This is a genomic window from Dyadobacter bucti, assembly GCF_005869225.1.
In the GTDB taxonomy this organism is placed as follows: Bacteria; Bacteroidota; Bacteroidia; order Cytophagales; family Spirosomataceae; genus Dyadobacter; species Dyadobacter bucti.
In genome coordinates this window covers 469,650-491,271 of the sequence record NZ_SWFP01000003.1, presented here as the reverse complement: position 1 = coordinate 491,271, position 21,622 = coordinate 469,650, and the positions used below count along the sequence as shown (strand labels likewise).

The following is a 21,622-nucleotide window of genomic DNA, read 5'->3' as shown; positions in this document are numbered from 1 at the left end:
AATCAGTTCTAAATAACAAAAGTGTCCGGTTTCGGACACTTTTTGTTCGGTGACGGAAGCCAGGCGACTTCTATGATGCAGTTTAATGTGAGATCTTTAAGAACGTAACGGTAAGATACGCACCTTCGATTTTTGATCTTGTAAAGTAACAAGACTGCCTTCTTCGAGATAAGCCAAATATTGTTTCAAACAGTCAACAACTTTCTTTCCGATCTGCTCGGGCAATAAACTCTGGCTTCTCACTTGAAAAACACTTGGGGCACGAAGATTTGTTGCAGCTAATATTGATCCAAAATCAAGATCATTGGTGAAAACCACATAATTGTTTAAGATAGCATAATCGAAAATCACTACATCAGGATCTGTAGCTTTACCGATTGCTGACCAATGGACAGCTTAAATATCATTTTTCAGTAAAAACTCTGTCCACAAAGGTGACAGATTCATGTCAATCAAAATCCTCATGCAGCTAAAAAAGAGATTTCAATCTCTTCTGAACGCCATGCTGCATAAGATAATGCCTGCCGTATGTCTTCTATTTCAAGTCCGGGATATGCGAGCAATATATCATCAAATGTGATACCCGAAGCCACCAGACCAACTATCGTACCGACCGTGATCCGCATACCTCTGATGCAAGGCTTTCCACCCATCATTTGAGGGTTAAATGTAATACGATCTAATTCCATGTTAATAACATCTGATTTATCAAAATTAACCACAATATCCTTAACGTTCAACTCAAATGAATTTCAAATGGTTCGAAATCCTACTCACTCCGCAAGCTCTTCATAGGATCTGTCAGAGCGGCACGTACGCTTTGGAATCCGACTGTAAGGACGGTCAAAACGATTGTGAAAATTCCAACCAACGCAAAAACATACCACACCTGTGAAACCTGGTACTTATAGCTCCTCAGATACCACCATCATACTATCTATCAATGGATTACGATTTTTTTACAAACAACAAAAGTGTGCGGTTTTGGGCACTTTTGTTCGGTAACTGTTTATGCTTGGCGTAAAAATTAGTAAGTAAGCGGCTCTTGCTTGGTACTGCGCACACGAAGAATGTTGACTATTTTATTTTCTTCATCAACATAGAACGTTACACGAAATTTATACACTTCGAATGCCCTGAAACCTTCGTTATTATCAAGCCTCAATTTGTCGGGATTGTAACGTTTTGGGTCTTTATTTAAGCCTGCCACTTGTTCCAGTATTTTCTTCCTCACGGCCTGGGCATTTTGGTAAGAATCTTCCAGAATGTAAGCATATATTTCGGCAAACTTCAAGGCAGTTTTGCTCCACACTACTTTTTAGTCAGCATTTACCATTCGGAAGATAGCTTCTCGACCTCTTCCTGCGTTAGAAAATTCCCAGCGCGTATTTCTTCCAATGCATTGTCCAGTTCCTCGTTATACTGCTCAATCGAGATCCTTTCTTGCACTTCTTTTTTTCTCAAAGACACGAAAGACTTGATAACCCCCAAAATAGATCTTTTTTCTTCTTCACCAAGCAGTGGGAGATAGTCAACTATCTGTGAATCTATGGTTTGGACTGGCATAACTTGACATCATTCAAACTAATCGTAAAAATGAATTTAAGAATTTATCAATCAATTAACAATACCCTACTCGCTCCGCAAGCTCTTCACGGGATCCGTCAACGCGGCCCGGATGCTTTGAAATCCGACTGTGATAACGGTTAAAACCAATGAGAGCAATCCCACCAGTGCAAAAACATACCACTCCAGTGAAATGTGGTACTCGAAACTCTGCAGGTAATTCACTGAAAAGCTGTACGCCAGCGGAATCGCGATTACGATGGAAATGGAAGCCAGGATAACAAAATCCCTGGACAACAACACCGCTATCCCGATCACGCTCGAACCCAACACTTTCCGGATACCAACTTCCTTTGTCCGCTGGTTTGCGGCGAGCGTAATGAGCCCGAAAATGCCGGCGAGCGCAATGACAGTTGAAAGTATCGTTACAAAATTGATCATTTTCCAGATACCGTCGAGATGGTTATACTGGCGGCTTAATTCGTCGGACAAATAGAAAAAGCTGAAAGGTTTTTTCCCGGGAATTTTCATCATATCATTTTCCATATCTGCCAGCAAAGGCTTAGCCTGACTTATATCTTGAAACTGAATGCTGAGGTAGCTATTCAAAGCTGCCGGGCCATCATACCAGTGCAGCAATGGTTCTATTTTCTCTTTTAATTCCTGATAATGAAAATCCTTCATAACACCGATCACCGTATAAAATTCCGGATTGTTCTTTTGCCTTAACCGCTTACCAACCGCCGTTTTCCAGCCCATCGCCTTCATCGCAGCCTCATTGATCACAACCGGATGATTTTCTCCGTTTTTATCCAGTTCATCGGAAAAATCCCTCCCCTCCACCATCTTTATCCCGTAAGTCTCCGCATACCTCGAACCCGTCCCGACATGCCTGAACCTGATTTCCTTATTAGCGTCCCCATCCGGCAGATATACGTTGTAGTTAAACCAGTATTTGGTAGGCACAACGCCTGAAGTAGCCAGGCTCTTTACCTTTGAATTCCTGATCAGGTTATCCAGGATCGGCTTAAACTGGCTCATAGCAGCCGCTTCGTCCTTATATTGCCTGTCGGCCTGAACGACCACAATGTTGTTTCTGTTAAACCCAAGATCTGCCTCCCTCATAAAACTCACCTGTTTTCTGATCGCCACCGCGCCGATAACAAGCCCGATTGAAATCACAAACTGCACCACAATGAGGCCTCCCTTTGTCCAGCCACGCCCCTGCGGTTTATTGGAAAGTTTTCCCTTGATCGTATCCCTGATATCGAGCTTGTTCAGATACAATGCCGGATAAGTACCCGCGATAATGGCAATCAGACTGATAATTCCCACGAGGGTCAGAATTGTCACATAATCCTGCTCCCAGGTCACGATCAGCTGCATTCTTTCTTTGCGGAATTCATTAAACTGAGGCACGAGGTATATGATTCCGAACAACATCGAAAGCAAAAGTGAAGCTGTCAGCACAATACCGGATTCTGTCCAGAACTGGGTCAAAATCTGACGTAATGTAGAGCCTGTTACCTTCCGGACAGCCACTTCTTTCGCACGGGTAAACGCTATTGCCGTGTTGAGATTAAGCAGATTAATACTGATGATCAGCAAGATAAAAACCACAATGGCAATTGCGCCATTGATCATCCATTTAAAAGCCGGGTTTTCGTAATGTATAAAATCTTTGAAAGGTACCACGCGGATTTTCCGGTGACCAGCATCTTTCGAAAAATGTGCTTTCGCGAATGCAGGGAGTTTTGCTTCCAGCTTTCCGACATCTGCGCCTTTTTTTAATTTAAGATAAACCGTCGCGAACGTATTGTACCAATCCGCATTTTCTTTGAAATTCTTATCAGCTTCCAGATTCGAAATCGGCACCAGCACCTCAAACTGAACAGATGAATTGGCAGGAACATCGTCCAGAACGCCTGAAACACTAAAGTTCACCGTATCATTGACGGTTACCGTTTCCCCGATCGGATTTTTGTCTCCGAAAAGAGAAGCCGCGATCCTCTTATCGATGATGATCGACTGTTTCCTTTTCAATGCAGTTTCGGGATTACCATATCGGAGCTTGAAAGAAAACACATCGAAAAAAGTGGTATCGACATACTTGGTGCCGCCCTGAATGTCCTTTCCCTTGTAGTTGATCCAGACATTGTTCCAGCCCTGCACATGCGTACCGGTTTCAACTTCCGGGTAAGTCTTCACCAGTTGGGAAAGGATCGGGTAAACAGTTTGATTATACCGGCTCTCCTTGTCCTCAGTCTGAACAAAATAGATCTGATCATTATCCTTGTGGAAAGTATCGAAAGTGATTCCTCTCTGAATAAAAAGGATCAGTACGCCGGCACTGGCCAATCCCAGCGAAAGTCCCAGCAAATTAATTCCTGTAAACATCCGGTTTTTCCAGAGATTACGAAGAGCGATTTTTACGTAGTTTTTGAACATTTTTTGGCTATCAGCTGTCAGCTTTATTATTTGAACAATCAATCCGTTTATCTTCTGTATGCAAAGGAAGCTAAAAGCCAACAGCCAATAGCTATCAACCAGCAGCTACTCACTCTTCAACGCCTGCACCGGGTTTGTCAGCGCTGTTTTTATACTTTGGTAGCTGATTGTAAATAAAGCAATCAGAATAGCCGAAATGCCTGCGGCGGCAAACATGATCCAGCTCAGCTCGATGCGGTATTCAAAGCCTTCCAGCCATTTTTTCATAAAATAATACCCTATCGGAGACGCGACCAAGATGGAGATCAGAACGAGCACAATGAAATCCGCAGAAAGCAACGAAACAATCCCTGCTACTGACGCGCCCAGCACCTTTCGTATCCCTATTTCCTTCACACGCCGTTCCGCAGTGAAAGTAGCCAGACCAAATAATCCCATACACGAGATCAGGACAGCTATAACCGTGAAAGTGTTGAACAATGTGGCAGTCCGCGTTTCGCTTTTGTAGAGGTTATCGTAAGTATCATCCAGGAATTTGTATTCCAAAGGATGATTGGGGATCATTCCTTCCCATATTTTCGTTACCGCCTGAATAGCTTCGGCTTCCCTGCCCGGTTGTATTTTCACATACATACCCAGACTGAAACCGGTGTCATTGTACAATACGAGCGGCTCGATTTTATCGCGAAGACTTTTAAAATGAAAATCCTTTACTACACCCAAAACAACACCTTTTTTACCCTGAAAATGAAACCGTTTTCCCACTACCGGCTTTCTTAAACCGAGCTTTTTAACGGCCGTTTCATTCAAAATGACGTGCTCTTTGTCAGCAACCCGGTCAGCCGCAAACCACCGGCCTTCGGTTATTTTCAGGTCAAATATTTTTGCAAAATTGTCCTCCACTGCAATTTGTGAAACAGTTGGGTTAAAGTCCTTCGGACGTCCGTCCCAGTCATAAGAACCCGTTGTGCTGCTATTGATCTGCACGATACTCTGGCTCGAAAGTGTCACATCGGCGATGCTCGAATGGGACAGCAATCGGCTCTTTACTGTTTTAGGATCGACCTTATTTTTCATGCCCCACGGCAACCTGAAAGCAAGAACATGGGAGCGGTCATAACCGAGCTCTTTTTCCCTGATAAACTTCATCTGCCGATATACAATCAACGTAGAAATCAGAAAAACTACCGTCACCGTAAATTGAACGACCACAAGACCCTTGCGAAAACCCGCGTTCGAGGAACCGAGGACATTACTTCCTCTGATGGTGTCAAAAGGCTTGAAAGAAGAAAGCAAAAGAGAAGGGTAAATGCCTGTCAGGATAATAGCGGAGAGCGTTGTGCCTACCAGCACGTACCAAAGGGCCGGATTACCGAATGAGAAAGTGAAAGTTTTTCCGGTGAGGCTGTTAAAGGTTGGGGTTAAAACGTAGATCAGATACAATGCGAGCGTAAGGGCTGCAAGGCAGGTAAGAATAGATTCTGTCATAAACTGCCCGAAAAGATGCGCGTGTCTGGCTCCCAGGAGCTTTTTAATACCCACTTCTTTGGACCTCACGCTTGCCCTGGCCGTGGTGAGATTGATATAATTGATACAGGCAACGAGCAGGATCACCATAGCCAATCCGAAAAATATATAGATCGTTGTCCGGTCGCCTTTATCCTGTCCTGCACCCTGAATTTCCTTATTGAAGTGAATATTGGTCAATGCTTCCGCTTCCAGAACAGTGTTGGTTGAAGGTCTTCCATCGTCGTCTTTTTTAAAAGCGGATATAATTGCAGTCAACTTTTTCCCAACTTTCTTTCGGTCAGCATCTGGTCTTGATACAATGAAAGTTTCGTAGTTAAACTGGTTCCAGCTATTATCATTTTGGAAATTCTGTGGGTTAGCCAGATATGCCGACAATGGCAAAATGTAATCGTATTGAAAGCTCGAATTAGCAGGATTATCCTTGAAAACCGCGGCAACAACATAATCTATTGTATCAATTCGCAACAATTTTCCTGCTGCCTCAGACATTCCGAAAAGCTCGTTCGCCTTGGATTCCGTCATGGCAATAGTCCGCACCCCGGAAGCAAATTGAGCTGCCGAACCGTCCACAAAAGTATAATCGAAAACCTGAAACCAGTTGAAATCGACGTGCACTGCATTTTCCCCGACGATTTTCCGGTCACCGATCCTAATAGGCAGGTTGCCTGCGCTATTTTTCCGCGTAATCATTTCAATTTCCGGGACAACTTTGGTTTGTTCGGCGAGCAAAAGCGGCGTGCTGGACCAGTGCCAGGTTTCTTCCTTGCTGACCTGAAGATGCGTGATAACGCGGCTGATCCGTTCAGACTTTATGTGGTAAGAATCAAAGCTGAGCTCGTTTTGTACCCATAAAAGGATAAACACAGCCGCCACCATTCCACCGGTAAGCCCGGCAATATTCAGAAAGGTAAAAAGCCGGGAACTCAACAAATTCCGGAAAGCGATTTTTAGGTGGTTTGGGAGCATTTTTTTTGAGAGTAAGGATGAAAGGAGGAAAAGAAGGAAAGGGACGAAGGGGGCCGGGTGAATTAATTATTCTTCCTCCCTCCTCCCCTTCCTCCATCACTCCGTTCTTAAAGATTTCACCGGATCAAGCATGGCGGTTTTTATACTTTGATAACCTACTGTAAGCAGTGCTATTGCAATCGCCAGAACGGCGGAGATTGCGAAATACCACCAGGATATTTCAATCCGGTAAGGAAAATCCTGCAACCAGATATTCACCGCGTAATAGGAAACAGGCAGGGATATGATGATGGCGATCAGTACCAGCTTTACGAAATCCGCGGATAACAGTGCCGTGATGCTGGCCACAGAGGCTCCCAGTACCTTGCGGATACCGATCTCCTTTACGCGTGATTCAGCATTGAAAGTCGCCAGCCCAAACAAGCCGATGCACGAAACAAAAATAGACAATATGGCCGCCAGCGTGATCATCTGTTTCCACTTCGCTTCCGCTTCATACCGTTTCAAATTCGATTCGTTTTCGAACTTGTATTCAAAAGGTGTGAACTGCACATGTTTTCTGAATACGCTCTCCACCATTTTTATGGTCTCCGGAATATCGCCTGTATTGAGTTTCAGATAAATAGTACCCAGGCCATAATGAGGGTCCTGCGTGAGCACCAGCGGCTTGATCTTTTCTTTAAGCGAGGCATAATGATAATCCCTGATCACACCGATGATCGTCATTTTTTTCTCCTTCCAGAAAAAGTCGACCTGCTTGCCAATGGGGTTTTTCCAGCCAGTTTCCTTTACAAATGCTTCATTAACCACGATAGCGTCTGTCGGATCGGAGGCAAAGCTTTTGGAGAAGTTACGTCCCTTTATAACCGGGATCTGCAGTGCGTTCAGAAAATTATCGTCCACACCAATATATCCGAAACTGATTTCCCGCTCTCCGATCTTTGCGCCGGTACCATTGTAATTACCATTAAACGCTGCAATGGTTTCAATTCCCGCACGGTTTCTCAGTTCATTCATAACGCTTTCCCGCGCCTGCTCTCCGGCACCTCCCCTGCCAAGACTAAAACTCATCAGGTTTTTGTCATTATAACCCAAATCCTTGTTGGTGAGATATTTAAACTGGGAATAGATCACAATTGTACCAATCACCAGACAAACCGAGAGCGCAAACTGGAATACAACCAACCCTCTTGTAAGGTAATTTTTCTGCGTAAGCCGCGTCCGGTTGTAAAGAGTCTGAGCCGGACTGAACCCCGACAAAACCATCGCCGGATAAAAACCTGCTACTAACCCTGTAACCAGAAACAGGGCCAGATAGCCGGAAACAAGCTTGATATCCATCAGATAGGATAGCGCCAGTTGCTTGTTGGCCAGCTCATTAAAAGTAGGCAAAACGATTTGGGTCAATACAATGGCCAGCGTGAATGCTAGAAAAGACAAAAAGAAAGATTCTCCCAAAAACTGGTACATCAGCTGTTTCCGCTGGCTGCCAACCACTTTCCGGACACCGATTTCCTTGGCACGTTTCAGCGACCGTGCGACGGTGAGGTTTACGAAGTTGATGCAGGCAATAATGAGAATGAATATGGCGATCCCGGAAAGAATGTAGGAGTAAATCGGGCTGCTGCCGTGCGCGAGTCCGTTTCTTGTGTTTTCAGACTTGTCATCCAGGTGTATTTCAAGAAAAGGCTGTAAGTAGAAGTGAATTTTTTGATTAAAATCCTTGATCTTACTGATCTCCTCGGCTGATTTACTGATAAAAACCTGGTCCAGCTTTGGTGAAACAGCCAGATAATCCGCCTTTTTTTCCAATAAAACGAATGTGTTCATGTAAAAACCCAGCCACTCAGAATTGGTCCAGCCTTTGGCCTCCTGGAATTTAAATGGCAAAACGGCTTTGAATTGCACGGAAGAGTTTTGCGGACATTTTTTAGCAACACCCGAAACAAGAAAGGACTCAAATTTACCGTCCACTTTCAGCTCCATGGTTCTGCCGACAGCCTGTTTCGTATTGAAGTACTTTTCCGCGAGCTCTTCGGACAATACAATGGAATGAATGTCCGACAAAACCGTTTTAGCATTCCCGTAAAGCAAAGGCATTGAAAATACCGTGAAGAAATTATCGTCCGCAAACAGGACATCTTCATTGAGCAGGTCATTTCCCTTTTTGGTCACAAATGAGCTGGTCTGGGCGCGGACGATTTCCTTTATTTCCGGAATCTCCTGCTTGAAACTCGGGCCGTGAATGTAGTTGGTACTGCTGATATTATGAGTCCCTTCCGGGGTTGACATGGTTACATTGACCCTGTACAGCTGATCCTTGTTTTCCTGAAACCTGTCGAAGCTAACCTCGTCTTTGGTATACAAAACAATAAGCATGCAGCATGTCAGCCCCAGCGACAAACCAGCAATGTTAATAACAGAGAAAACCTTGTTCCTCGTTAAATTCCTGGCGGCGATTTTTAGATAGTTTTTAAGCATAGTTCTGGGTTTTGGATGTAGGATTTAATCGGAAGAAAGGGAGGAAAGGTAGAATGGAGGAAGCGTATCCTTATTCCCTTTCCTCCTTCATTCACTTCTAAGACTCTTCACCGGATTCGTCATCGCCGTTTTAAGGCTTTGGGCACATATTGTTGCTAGTGTAAGAGTCAGCAATAACACCGGCGGTACCAGGAACACCGAAACTCCCAGTCCCATGTGGAACGCATAGTTGTTGAGCCACTCGCGGGCAACGAAATACACGACCGGGATTGCGATCACTGATGCGATAAGGACGAGTTTCACAAAATCTCTGGACATCAAAACCAGCAAGCCGGGCACCGACGCACCCAATACTTTTCTGATACCGATTTCCCTTGTGCGCAGCCTGATCACAAAGCTTGACAACCCAAGCAGCCCCATAGAGGCGACCACAATAGCCAGCACTGCAAAAAGGCCAAACACATTTCCCAGGCGGCTGTCGGCCTGGTATTGCCTGTTGAAATATTCGTCCAGGAAAAAGTATTCGAACGGATTCCCTGAGAAAGCTTTTTTATAGAGCTTTTCAACATCTGCAATGGTTTTGGCTGCTCCGGCACCCTTCATATTGACCGATATATATTTCCATTCCGTGCGGGACGGATAGTAGAATAAAACAGGGTCATATTTCTCTTTCAATGAACGCTGATGAAAGTTTTTTACCACGCCCAGCACTTTGCAAGGCACGTCAAACTGCCCTAGCTTGAACTTGATATTCTGATCGACGGCTTCCTCAGCCGACTTGTATCCCAGCGCTTTCACCACCTCCTCATTGATCAGCACTTTTGTCGTAGCTATAGAGTCCAATTCCGAATAATCATTGCTTTCGAAATTCTTCCCGGCCGCCAGTGCCATTTTGTAGGTCGGAATGAAATTCTCGTCGATTTCCATCAGGTAAGTTGTGAAATTATGCTGCTTGTCCTGATCAGCCCTTCTTACCGAATTCCGGTAACGGATCATATTTCCGGGGATGTCGGAAGTGGCAGTTGCATTGGAAATGGAGGCAGTGTTGCGCATTTCCGATTTGAAATAATTGTATTTGGCAAAAATGGTAGTGTCAGAAATCACGGGTGCTTTCACGATGAGCACCTGATCTTTTTTATACCCAAGGCTCCCATTGCGCATGTAATTGAACTGCTTAAAAACCACGAATGTGGCGGCGATCAGAATAATAGACAGGGTGAATTGGAACGACACCAGTACACGCCTCAGCGAAATACTGCCTTTGGACTGGATAACCAATCCTTTCAATACCTTGGCCGGTAAAAAAGAAGACAGGACAAATGCGGGATAAGCGCCGACCATCAAGGCGCCGACATTGAAAACGAGTGCCACTGCTATCCAGAACACCGGCTCATTGCCCAGGCCGGTCGAGAAGAAACCGGTGCTGATATCCTTCCCGATAAACTGGTTGAAAAATGGGATAAAGGAAACAATAATAACCGCGGCGACGAAAAGCGCGAGGATGTTGATGATCAAAGATTCCAGCAGAAACTGGGTCACCAACTGCTTTTTAATCGCGCCGACCACTTTTCTGAGTCCTACTTCCTTGGCACGTTCCATGGATTTGGCAGTGGACAAATTGATGTAATTGATCCATGCGATGAAAAGAATAAATACACCGATCACGGCCAGAAAATAAATTTCTTTCTGGCTTCCGTTTGCCTCAGCCTCTTTCAGGTAATTGGAATTAAGGTGGATATCCGTAACCGGCTGCAAGTGAAAGCTCGACCGGAAATTGAGTTCCCGCATTTTCGCTCCCAGATATTTTTCTATAAAAGCCGGAAATTTGGCTTCAAGCTTCTTGACATCAGTCCCCGGAGCGAGTACCACATAATTGTAAAATTCCGGCCAGGTCCATTCTGTAAAACCCCAGTCGTGGCCGACGGTCTCGAATGAGATCAGCATATCGAACTTGATATGCGAGTTTTCAGGAATATTTTTAAAAACACCGGTTACTTTCATGGGCATCCGGCCGTTCAGCTGAAGGACTTTGCCCAGTGCCTCTCCTGTACCAAAATACCTTTTCGCAGTTGTCTCGGAGATCACAGTCGAACCTTCCTTCGACAGGCAGCTTGTTTTATCGCCGGACACCAGCGGGTAAGAGAATACCCTGAAAAACGAATGATCTGCAATAAAAATCTTGTCCTCGTTGAATGTCTTGGGTTCTCCCGCGCCTGCGTTGTAAGACATCGTAGAGGCATTCATAAAAAGCGAAACGCCCACAACCCGGACGTAATCGACCACTTCCGGGAAATCGGCTTTCATAGCCGGGCCCAGTGCAGGGTGATTGGTCGCGGTAGTAGGTACATCGGCCATACTGCCCGAATACGAGATCGGAACACGATAGATATGCGGGGCGTTGGTATTGAACCGGTCGTAACTTTCTTCGAAATAAACATACTGAAACACGAAGAAACATGCAGCCATACCCAGGGCAAGGCCAAAAATATTAATGGCTGAAAAAGCCTTGTTTCTCCACAGATTTCTACGGGCGATTTTGAGATAGTTTTTAAACATGGCGGTGGGGTTATCGGCTTTCTGCTATCAGCTTTCGGCTGTCTGGGGCTACGTTTATAAGTTTATTTTTGGGGCTTTTTCTGTTCCGAGTACAACTCGGGGAATAGTGTGCACCGAGTACAACTCGGCGATAGCTTCTCTCCTTCTTCCCTTTCCTCCTTCCTCCTCTATTCCACTTTCAACGCCTTCACCGGATTCATCAAGGCAGCTTTGATACTATGAAAACCGACTGTTAGCAGTGCAATGACAATCCCGGTTGCTCCTGCAAGGAAGAATACCCACCATTCGATTTCAATGCGGTAAGCAAAGCTTTCCAGCCATTTTCCCATCACCCACCAGGCTACGGGGGAAGATATCAGGACTGCTATTAAAACCAATGTCAGAAAATCCCTGGAAAGCAAAGACACAATACCTGAAACACTGGCGCCCAACACTTTACGGATACCGATTTCTTTGGTTCGCTGCTCCGCTGTGAAAGTAGCCAACCCGAACAATCCGAGACTCGCGATCAGAATAGCAAAAGCGGTAAACGACGAAACGATCGTTCCCATTTCCAGCTCACTGGCATACAGATAGCGGTAAGTGTCATCCAGAAACGCGTATTCAAAAGGCTTGATCGTTTTATACCGGTTATACACACGCTGTACGGCTGCGATCGTTTCGGGGACCGATGCGCCCTTGCTTATTTTTATATAGAGATAATTCCGGAAAGTAGTGTCATTCCCGACGAAAAGCGCCATCGGCCTGATCTGCTGGGCCAGTTTCACATAATGAAAATCCTCGATGATGCCCACAACTTCCTTCGTCAGGCCATTTCCAAGGTCAACAGTCTGACGGTAATTTTTAGCATTGATCCCTAATTGTCTGGCCGCAACTTCATTGATCACAATCGCATTTCCTGTATTAAATCCGCTTTTTTTTGATGGTTCAACAGCCCATTTCACATGCATGGTTTTAATAAATTCCTCGTCGACCGGATAGGTATATGCGTCGGTTTCCTTTTTCGCATCAATTCTTTTGATACGCCAGGCATTCATATAATCACCGTACATCAGAAGATTGGACGCAGTCACTGCTTCCACTCCTTTGATATGGCTAACCTCTTCCCGGATTATTTTGTAATGTTTGTCCAGCCCGTCCTCGGAATCCAGAAAAACAGTCGCTACTCTTGCCCGGTCGATCCCGAGATCCTTTTGAAGAAAGAAATCCATCTGCTGCTTCACCAGCACCGAACCGATGATCAGTGCGATAGAGACTGTAAACTGGAATACTGTGAGTCCTTTACGGATTTTCAATGCGGCATCTGCATTTCCTGTCGTTCCTTTCAATGTTTTGATCGCCGTAAATCCCGATAACAGCAATGCCGGATAACTTCCTGACAATAGTACGCTCACAACCCAGAACGCCGCCGCCGGAATAAGAAAAAACGGGGTAAGCAGGAATGATCTGTCTATATTCAGGTGCAGTGTTTTATAAAAAACTGGTTGTAATGTGACAAACAGCAAGAAAGCCAGTACATAGGCCAGCGTCACATATAAAACTGATTCGAGATAAAACTGCACGACAAGTGCTTTACGCGCTGCCCCGACAATCTTCCGGACTGAAACTTCGCGGCCCCTGACCGAAGAACGGGCAGTTGTGAGATTTATATAATTGATCAGCGCCAGGATCAGGATCATGCCCGCTATGGCCGAAAAGATCATCACTTTTTCCTGCGAATCAGGTGCAATCAATGAAAAGTGAACATCATAAAGTGGTAAAAGCTTGTAGGAATCTTTTGATTCCCGGATTTTCTCGCTCTCCGTGAGAAGCCCTGGGATCAGTTTTTCGATCTCCCGATGACTGCCCTTTTCATGTAAAAGAAAATACGTCTCGTAAGCCCCGCCGGTCCCGATGTTGTCAGTCCACTGCCTTGCAGTCTTTTCATCCATCATTGCCTTGTAACCTGCCACCTCAATGGCGCGGAAAGTGCGAAGGTCCGCCAAAAAATCAAACTGTACAGATGAATTTGCCGGCGGATCTTTCAACACCCCCACCACCAGCAGGTAATGTCTTTTATCATATACAATGGTCTTGCCCATCGGATTGACCGTTCCAAAATACTTCTTTGCCGACTTTTCCGTGAGCAATACGGTTCCGGGATTTTTTAAAGCATTTTCAGGATTACCCAGCACAAATGGAAAGGAAAACAATCTTAAAAAACCTTCATCTGCAAAACGGAAATCCGGTTCGAACCAGGCATGGTTTGCATCGCTTCTAATGAGCTTGCTGCCAAAACCTTTTTCAGAAATCCTTCCAAAATCCTGAATGTGATCCGACGCATTTCTTACCGCACCGGCAAAACCAAACGACATCGCAGAAACTGTGTAAAGCTCCTCTCCTTCAAAATGCCTGAATTGCGCCCGCATCACACGCTCGCCATCGGAATGGAAACGGTCGAAGCTATATTCATGCGCAACATATAATACGATAAGCAAAGTCACCGCCAGGCCAATCGCCAGCCCGGAAATATTAACCAGACTCACCACCGAACCCCGCCAAAAAGTACGCCAGGCAATTTTGAGATAGTTTTGGAGCATGGCTTTGTGCTTGGTTATAACGTTTTGGGAGGGAAGAAAGGGAGGAAAAGGACGAAGGGGAATAGAGTAATGCTAATCCTCTCGTTCCTCATCCCTTTCCTCCTTATTCCGTTTTTAAAGATTTCACCGGATTCATCAATGCTGCTTTGATACTTTGGAAACTGATGGTCAGCAAGGCAATGATGATCGCCAGCAGACCGGCGGCGGCGAACATCCACCAGGAAATATTGATATGGTAGACGAACTCGCTCAACCAAAGGTTCATTGCATACCAGGCTATCGGGCTGCCGATCAGAATTGCCAGCAATACCAGTTTCAGGAAATCGGTGGATAACAGCGTAACAATATTGCTTACACTCGCGCCCAGCACTTTCCTTACCCCGATTTCTTTGGTACGGCGCTCCGCAGTGTAGGCCGACAGTCCGAACAAACCAAGACAGCCGATGATGATGGATATCACCGCAAACGTGATAAATATCTGTCCAACCCTTTGCTCGCTCCTGTACACATTATCGAAATCATCGTCCATAAACCGGTAACTAAACGGTTGTCCCGGAGCCATATTTTTCCACAGACTTTTAATGCTGGCGATGGTTTGCGTTACATCATTGCTTTTCAAACGGATCGCCACGGAACCGGAACTTGGTTTGAGGATCATACTAAGCGCCCCGATATTTTTTCGTAGTGATTCAAAATGAAAATTTTTGACAACACCTATAATTGTATAGGTGGTTCTGTTCTCGTTGAGAGCATCCTGGAACATAAATACCTTTTTACCAAGAGGGTCAGCGAATCCCAGGATTTTTGCTGCGCTTTCATTGATGATAATGCCGGTGGAATCTGACGGATAGTTTTCCAGAAAGCCTCGCCCGCTCTTCACATCAAGGCCCATCGTTTTAAGATAGTCATGATCCACAGTCCATTGCTGCATATTGATCCCCTTATCCTGCTGCAATTGTCCCTCCGGAAAAAAAGTATTGTCGCTTCGGGAAGACGGCGTCGGAAGATAGCTGGATATAGTGCCGCTTTCGACATTGGGAAGCTGCAAAACCTCTTCCTTAAACGCCGCGGCCTGCTTGTTCAGAGCATAGGCATCATTGATAATCAGTACCTGGTCTTTGTTGAAACCGAGCTTTTTAGTCTGGATATAATTCAATTGTCTGAAAATGACGCCCGTACCAACGATCAGCATCACCGAAATCATAAACTGGAAAACCACGAGTGAATTACGTAGATAACCACCCTTTCCTTCCTGCGATACCTGGTTTTTAAGAACTTTCAGCGGCTGAAATGCCGACAGGAAAAATGCGGGGTAACTTCCTGCCAAAATACCGACCCATGCTCCCGTAAAAATTACGATGAGCCAAAACCATATATTTTGAAATGGAAATACGATCTGTTTGCTGGCAAGATTATTAAAAAGTGGCAATGCCGCGTACGCCAGTATTAATGCCAGTACCAACGACAAAAAGCTGAGTAAAACTGCTTCCGTGAGAAACTGGTTGACCAACGCGGAACGTTCCGAGCCCAGAGCTTTTCTTACACCTACTTCCTTTGCCCGGTTGGACGACCGCGCAGTTGCCAGATTCATAAAATTCACGCAGGCGATCACAAGCAGGAAAACCGCAACTACCCCAAATATGTAAACGTACTGAATATTACCATTTGGGCCGATCTCTGCTGTCCGGTCAGATTTCAGGTGAATATCTGTCAACCGTATCAATGAATATTTAATGTAGCTCCCGGATTTACGCAGGTCGGCGAGGGAAGCTCCCATGAGTTTCTGCACCCATTTCCCTGTATATTTTTCAATGACAGTATCAAAATTCTTTTCAAACTGGCGTGCATCGACACCTTCCCGGAGCAACAGATAGGTATTGAAATTATGACTGCCCCAGTTATCCCGGCGGCTTTCGTCGGTGGAACTCATGGAAAGCAGCATATTCAGACCGCCGAAATGCGAGCGGTCAGGCATGTTTTCCATCACACCGGTTACTCTGTACGTATGCTTGTTATCGAGCAGGAGTGTTTTACCAACCGGATTTTCTTTACCAAAATATTTACTGGCATCCCTTTCCGAAATAACCATCGTGTTAGGTTCGGTTAGCACAGTATTGGGATCACCGGCAACCAGCGGAGTAGAGAAAACCTTGAAAAAAGTGGAATCGGCAAAAACGACCTGATCTTCTTTCAAATTATCAATTGATCCCGTACGGCGGACCAGATAACTTCCATTTTCCCTTAGCCTGGCCACTGCTTCGAGTTGCGGGTAGTCCTTTTTCAGAGTAAAGGCCATCGGGTCCGGCGCAACAGCCAGTTTCATGTCGGCTCCTCCGAATTTGATATCGGAATTGATCCGGTATATCCTGTCGGCATGCAGAAATGACTTGTCATAACTGAGCTCATCCACGACATAAAGGGTGATAAGCAGACAGCTTGCAAGTCCGAGTGAGAGGCCAAAAATATTCAGGAAGGAATAGAACTTATGCTTGCGCAGGTTCCTCCACGCGATTTTGAAATAATTTTTTAACATTTCTGATCCCATTAAATGCCTCGTCCTGGCAATTCTATCTCGTTCTCAAAATTGTCTATAATGCTCTGACGCTCATTTTCCGATTTACCTGCTGCGTTGACCGTTTTTTCATAAATGAACTCTTCATTGTTCCTTGTAAAGCTATACTTCAGGAATAGCTCCCCCGATTCCCTGTTATATTTGATGAGCTTTGTAAATGGAAGTGAAATACCTTTTGCAACGGACTGTTCATTGATATCCGCCGACCATGCAGCATTTGGGTTCATATCGTTGGGAACATAAGCAACGACCGGTTCGGAAGGCGGAGCGGCTACTTCCGGCGTTCGCTTGGGAGGAGCGGCGACCTTTGGCGAACGCTGTGTTTTCTGGAAATCCATATTACCCGCTCCGATCGAGTTCAGGATCTCTTCCCTGAATGCGGCACGCTCTTCTTTATCCAGGTCTTCTACCTCAAATGTCTTATCGAAATCGACTTCCTTTCCGTCGACAGTTCCCTGTACCCGGATAGACATTTTTTTTCCGTCATCGTCAATACTTCTGCTCAGGTTAACCCTTTTTTGGGCAATCGCCAGTGTACTTACACCGGCGAGAAAAATAGTCAGGAATTTTTTCATGGTTAGATTTGGCTTTCTTGCCGTCGGCTGTTGGCTGTCAGCTACTGGCTTTGTTATATTGATCCGCGCACGATCCTAAAATTCTGCTTCATAATAATGCAAAACCTGCCATAGTGAGCCAGTGACCGACTGCCGATGGCCGCCAGCCGAGAGCCTCTAAACATGCACTTTTTCCGTTACGATCTTTCCATCAAACAAATTCACAATGCGGTGGGCAAAACCTGCATCGTAAGGGGAGTGCGTTACCATCAGGATCGTAGTTCCCGCTGCGTTAAGCTGGCTCAGCAGGTTCATTACTTCTTCGCCATTTTTGGAGTCGAGGTTACCGGTAGGCTCATCCGCAAGTATTGTTTTGGGTGTGGCCACTACCGCTCTCGCGATCGCCGTACGCTGCTGCTGTCCACCGGATAGCTGTTGAGGGAAGTGGTTGCGGCGGTGCATCATATTCATGCGGTTCAGCGCAGCTTCCACTTTCTCCTTTCGTTCTGCGGGAGGTGTTTTGAGATAAAGCAATGGAAGCTCAACATTCTCATAAACAGTAAGTTCGTCGATCAGGTTAAAGCTCTGAAAAACGAAACCAATGTTGCCTTTGCGTATTTGTGCACGCTGCCTTTCCGACATTTTTGCCACCTCGGTGCCGTAAAATTCATAAGACCCTTCACTTGGATTGTCGAGCAGCCCGAGAATGTTCAGCAATGTGGATTTACCACACCCCGACGGCCCCATGATGGCAACAAACTCGCCGTCTTTGATATCCATGTCAATGCCATTCAAGGCCGTAGTTTCCACTTCCTCAGTAGAAAAGATCTTATGCAGGTTGGTAATTTTGATCATAGCAGTAAATTTTGGAGGAAAGGGAGGAGGGAGAAAGGGGAGGATTTTTATACTACCTTGCTCCTTGTACCAATCCTTTTATTTATGTCAAAAGTTGAAAAATTCGAAGATTTAAAAGTTTGGCAAGATGGGCTTTCGTTGGCCGTCATGATGTATGAGTCGCTTGCCGGTTGCAGGGATTTTTCCCTTAAAGAGCAGATGTGTAGATCCGCGGTTTCTATTTCTTCCAATGTAGCCGAAGGGTTTGAACGTCATTCTAACAAAGAATTTATAAGGTTTTTAAGAATTGCAAAAGGTTCGTCTGGTGAACTAAGAACTCAAATTTATATCGCAATGAGCATAGGGTTAATTGAAAGAGAAAAGGGAAATTCACTTGTAGCAAAGACTCAGATACTATCAGCAATGCTGCAAAACCTGATCAAAACAAGAGAAACAAAATTCTAATCTACCAACTCAAACGTTCCTCCTGTTTCCCTTCCTCCCTTTCCTCCCTACTCCCTTTCAGAATTCCAACACCTCATTATCCCCAAAATTCTCATACGAGCTGGTGATAACTTTTTCGCCTGGTTTAAGGCCTTCGAGTACTTCGAAATATTCAGGATTTTTACGGCCTAACGTGATGTTGCGTTTGGCGGCGCGTTTTCCGTCGTCTCCTACTACGTATACCCAGTTACCGCCTGTTTCAGAGAAGAAGCCTCCCACCGGCAGCAGTGTAGCCTGCGAAGGCTGGCCGAGTTGCAAGCGGATCGGCGCCGATTGACCTCTTTTGATCAGTTCAGGAGCACCTTTTTCAAACTGCATATCTACTTCAAATCTGCCGCTCAAAACCTCGGGATATATTTTGATGATCTTTAATCCGTAGTCTTTGCCATTGAATTCCATAGAACCCTGCAATCCTGCGAAAATCCTTGAAATATAGTGTTCATCCACGCTGACACGCATTTTAAAACCATTCAAATCATCGATCTGGCCAATGTTCTGGCCCTGGTTGATATTGGATCCCACTTCTACGTTCATGGACGAAAGCAACCCGGAAACCGGCGCTTTAACCGAAAGGTTTTCAAGCGTTTGCCTCCAAAGGTTTACGTTTTTCTGTGTGCTTGCCAGTGTACCTTCCAATTGCGTGATCTGCATTTTAGAGTTTTCTTCCTGGTATTTCTGCGATTCAACTTCGATTTCCCGCTGCTTGGTGAGACGTTCGAATTCGCGTTTTGTTTTCAGGTAATCCGCGTCCGGGATCACTTTGTCTTTGTATAATTTGGTGTTACGGTCATGGGCGTCTTTGGCCTGATCGATCTGAAAATCAAGTTCGCTCAATGTCTTTTGAAGATTAAAACGAGCAATACGCAAGCTCTGACGCGTATTCTGAAGATCGTTTACCAATCGGCTCGCTTCTGTTTCAGATTGCAGAAAGCTTAGTTTAAGGTTTTGGTTTTCGAGTTTCAGGAGCACGTCGCCTTGCTTCACCATATTACCGCCTTCAATCAGTTTTTCGGTTACATATCCACCCACAATTGCATCCAGTTGTATGGTTTTCAAAGGCTGAACAACACCGGTCACCACGATGAACTCGTCAAATTTACCCTGGCTTACGGTTGATATGGTGAGTTTATCCTGCTCAACATTAAGTTTGCTGCGTTTATCTGCAAAGAAAAATTGATAGACCAGAAAAGAAACCAATAGTACGCTTCCGGTAATGATTCCGATCCGCTGGGTAGTCCAGAATTTCTTGGGTTTTAGTTTGTCCATTGACGAGCCTCCGGAGAATCCGTTATTGGTGCTGGTTGAGTTAGGTGTTTTAACTTCCATTATATTGATAGTAATTGAATTCGCTGTTTAACTTTGACAGATACTATCCAATCACTATGCCACGAAACAAATAAAGACGCAACTCACTGAAATTCAATTGAAATACAAAACAAATAGCAAGCCATTTTGTTCATTATCGGACATTTCTGTACGCGTTCGGACAAGCAGTTTTTTTGGGGATAAATTTTCCAAACACGGATATAAAATCGTAAAAACCATAAATTGCCGTCGCAAAGACACAACCCCCTTCAATTCTTTACGTTGCCCTGAATAAAAATTAAATAAAGAAACCCAGCCATGCAAATCTCCGAAGCCAAAATTCTGATTATCGATGACGATGTCGATGTCCTCAGTGCAGCCAAACTACTCTTAAAAAGACACGCAAAAGCCGTCGATATTGAAAAAAACCCTCAAAAACTTCCTTTTCTGGTAACCAACGGGGACTACAATCTGATCCTGCTGGACATGAATTTCACCCGCGATGTGAACAGCGGCCGGGAAGGATTTCACTGGCTGGACCGCATCCTCGACATCAATCCGGCTGCTAAGGTGATTATGATCACAGCTTACGGGGATATAGAAATGGCGATCAGGGCGATAAAATCGGGAGCAACAGATTTTGTACTCAAACCCTGGGAAAACGATAAGTTACTGACTACCATCAGTATGTCACTCGAGGGAGGGAACAATAAACCGGTCGTCGTAGCAGAAGAAAAAACAAAGGAAGACAGTAAAAAAAGCAAGTCCTCCGCGGATACCATCGTGGCGTCGAGCGAAGCCATGCGACAGGTACTGAACACCGCCGAAAGAGTGGCCTCGACTGATGCCAACATTCTGATACTGGGCGAAAACGGTACCGGAAAAACGCAGCTTGCCAAGCATGTTCACCAGCATTCCAAACGGGCTGACAAACCATTTGTAACCGTTGATCTTGGCGCACTAAGCGAGACGCTTTTTGAAAGTGAGCTTTTCGGACACGTAAAAGGTGCCTTTACCGATGCAAAAGAAGACCGGGCCGGAAGGTTTGAGGAAGCAAAAGGCGGGACAATATTCCTGGATGAAATCGGTAACCTCACATTGCCGCTTCAAGCTAAGCTATTGACAGTCATACAGGAACGGCGCGTCACCCGCGTGGGCTCCAACAAGCCGATCACACTCGACGTCCGCCTGATCTGCGCCACGAACATGAATATTGAAAAAATGGTTGTGGAAAAAACTTTTCGTCAGGATCTGCTCTACAGGATCAATACCATCGAACTTGACCTGCCACCGCTCCGCGAACGTCCGGAGGATATCAGCGCCCTTGCGGAGTTTTATCTCAAACAATACAGTAAAAAATACAACCGGCCTGTCAGCGATGTCAGCAGCGCACTCATTAAAAAAATGCAGCAGTACAACTGGCCGGGGAATATCCGTGAACTACAGCATGCCATAGAAAGAGCGGTTATTCTGTCGCAGGAAAAAACGCTGCAACCGGATGATCTGTTCCTGAAAAGCTCCGGCGGAACACCAACAACCGCTACAGGATTTGACCTGGAAGACATGGAAAAGACCTTAATTGTGAAAGCCATGAAACGATTCAACGGTAACATTACCGATGCTGCGCGGGAATTGGGTCTCAGCCGGGCAGCTCTTTACCGGCGCATGGAGAAATACGGTTTGTAACATTCTTTTTGCCACTGGATTGGTCATTATTGGCATGTTTT

At 45.2% G+C, this 21,622-nt stretch carries 14 protein-coding genes and 1 pseudogene; 2 read left to right on the top strand and 13 right to left on the bottom strand.

Annotation, left to right across the window (positions count from 1 at the left end; genetic code table 11):
* Positions 1-96 precede the first annotated feature (96 nt).
* The 12 genes and pseudogenes from FBF61_RS35525 to FBF61_RS12085 all read right to left on the bottom strand — a co-directional run.
* Positions 97-384: pseudogene (locus FBF61_RS35525) on the bottom strand (DUF5615 family PIN-like protein); the annotation flags it as partial.
* A 77-nt stretch (positions 385-461) separates the two neighbouring features.
* Positions 462-689, bottom strand: coding sequence for a DUF433 domain-containing protein (locus FBF61_RS12135; RefSeq protein WP_138477488.1), 228 nt, complete (start codon positions 687-689; stop codon positions 462-464).
* A gap of 338 nt (positions 690-1,027) precedes the next feature.
* Entirely contained in the window at positions 1,028-1,312 is a 285-nt protein-coding gene (locus FBF61_RS12130) for a type II toxin-antitoxin system RelE/ParE family toxin (RefSeq protein ID WP_262712809.1), read from the bottom strand.
* Between the two features lie 17 nt (positions 1,313-1,329).
* Entirely contained in the window at positions 1,330-1,566 is a 237-nt protein-coding gene (locus tag FBF61_RS12125) for a hypothetical protein (protein ID WP_138477487.1), read from the bottom strand.
* A 66-nt stretch (positions 1,567-1,632) separates the two neighbouring features.
* Positions 1,633-4,014 (bottom strand): ABC transporter permease, encoded by a 2,382-nt coding sequence (locus tag FBF61_RS12120; RefSeq protein ID WP_138477486.1) that lies wholly within the window; start codon positions 4,012-4,014, stop codon positions 1,633-1,635.
* 105 nt (positions 4,015-4,119) lie between these two features.
* Positions 4,120-6,510, bottom strand: a complete 2,391-nt coding sequence (locus FBF61_RS12115; protein ID WP_138477485.1) for an ABC transporter permease — start codon at positions 6,508-6,510, stop codon at positions 4,120-4,122.
* Positions 6,511-6,606: 96 nt separating this feature from the next.
* Positions 6,607-8,991: an ABC transporter permease gene (locus tag FBF61_RS12110; protein ID WP_138477484.1), complete on the bottom strand. Its 2,385-nt coding sequence runs from the start codon at positions 8,989-8,991 to the stop codon at positions 6,607-6,609.
* Between the two features lie 87 nt (positions 8,992-9,078).
* Positions 9,079-11,547, bottom strand: coding sequence for an ABC transporter permease (locus FBF61_RS12105; RefSeq protein WP_138477483.1), 2,469 nt, complete (start codon positions 11,545-11,547; stop codon positions 9,079-9,081).
* A gap of 167 nt (positions 11,548-11,714) precedes the next feature.
* Positions 11,715-14,126, bottom strand: coding sequence for an ABC transporter permease (locus FBF61_RS12100; RefSeq protein WP_138477482.1), 2,412 nt, complete (start codon positions 14,124-14,126; stop codon positions 11,715-11,717).
* 103 nt (positions 14,127-14,229) lie between these two features.
* The gene (locus FBF61_RS12095) at positions 14,230-16,659 is read right to left on the bottom strand and encodes an ABC transporter permease (protein ID WP_138477481.1); all 2,430 of its coding nucleotides are present in this window, start codon (positions 16,657-16,659) and stop codon (positions 14,230-14,232) included.
* A gap of 11 nt (positions 16,660-16,670) precedes the next feature.
* Positions 16,671-17,273 carry a lipoprotein 17-related variable surface protein gene (locus FBF61_RS12090; RefSeq protein WP_138477480.1) on the bottom strand — a complete coding sequence of 201 codons (603 nt, stop codon included), beginning with the start codon at positions 17,271-17,273 and terminating at the stop codon, positions 16,671-16,673.
* Positions 17,274-17,429: 156 nt separating this feature from the next.
* Positions 17,430-18,107, bottom strand: a complete 678-nt coding sequence (locus FBF61_RS12085) for an ABC transporter ATP-binding protein (RefSeq protein ID WP_138477479.1) — start codon at positions 18,105-18,107, stop codon at positions 17,430-17,432.
* A gap of 84 nt (positions 18,108-18,191) precedes the next feature.
* On the opposite strand from FBF61_RS12085, the gene FBF61_RS12080 reads away from it, so the two are divergent.
* Positions 18,192-18,551 carry a four helix bundle protein gene (locus FBF61_RS12080; RefSeq protein WP_138477478.1) on the top strand — a complete coding sequence of 120 codons (360 nt, stop codon included), beginning with the start codon at positions 18,192-18,194 and terminating at the stop codon, positions 18,549-18,551.
* A 57-nt stretch (positions 18,552-18,608) separates the two neighbouring features.
* Here FBF61_RS12080 and FBF61_RS12075 read toward each other — a convergent pair whose 3' ends face one another.
* On the bottom strand, positions 18,609-19,856 hold the full coding sequence (locus FBF61_RS12075; protein WP_138478093.1) for an efflux RND transporter periplasmic adaptor subunit: 1,248 nt from the start codon (positions 19,854-19,856) through the stop codon (positions 18,609-18,611).
* Positions 19,857-20,213: 357 nt separating this feature from the next.
* On the opposite strand from FBF61_RS12075, the gene FBF61_RS12070 reads away from it, so the two are divergent.
* Positions 20,214-21,581, top strand: a complete 1,368-nt coding sequence (locus tag FBF61_RS12070) for a sigma-54-dependent transcriptional regulator (protein WP_138477477.1) — start codon at positions 20,214-20,216, stop codon at positions 21,579-21,581.
* Positions 21,582-21,622: the final 41 nt, after the last annotated feature.